General features: G+C 71.3%; 1 protein-coding gene. It reads right to left on the bottom strand.

From position 1 onward, the window contains the following. On the bottom strand, nucleotides 1-506 hold a 506-nt coding region (locus G3I71_RS46695; protein ID WP_203733112.1), incomplete at both ends, for an E3 binding domain-containing protein.

The following is a 506-nucleotide window of genomic DNA, read 5'->3' as shown; positions in this document are numbered from 1 at the left end:
GGGCGGACGAGGCGGCTGCAGGTGCCGAAGCGGCGCGGGCCACGTCCTCTTTCATCACGCGGCCGTCGCGGCCGGTGCCGGTGACGGCATCACGCGCGATGCCGGCCTCGGCCATGGCCTTCTTGGCTGAGGGCGCGTCTTCGACATCCTTGCGCTCTTGCGGCGTCTCGGGGCCGGCACCGGGCGATTGCACGGCTGCCGCAGCAGCTTCGGGTTGGGCGGCGGCGGGGCTGGCGGCACCGGCCGCGCCCTCGGTGATGATGGCCAACCGGGCGCTGGCTTCTACCGTTGCGCCTTCGGGGGCGAGGATCTCGGCCAGGGCGCGGCGCTGGCTGCCGGCGTTGATCAGGTTGTGGGACTCGTCGATGACGACGGCGTCCCAGCGGATGCGCTCCAGGTGGTGCCGGTACTGGCCGATGTTCTTGAGCGTGTCCACCGAGATGATCACCCGCTTGTAGTGGGTGAACGGGTTTCGGCCGGCCGGGATCTCCCGCTGGATGCGCTGG

Origin of the sequence: Streptomyces sp. SID12501 (assembly GCF_010550245.1) — a bacterium.
In the GTDB taxonomy this organism is placed as follows: Bacteria; Actinomycetota; Actinomycetes; order Streptomycetales; family Streptomycetaceae; genus Streptomyces.
Note: the sequence above shows the minus strand (reverse complement) of the source record. Positions and strands in the feature narration are given on the sequence as shown.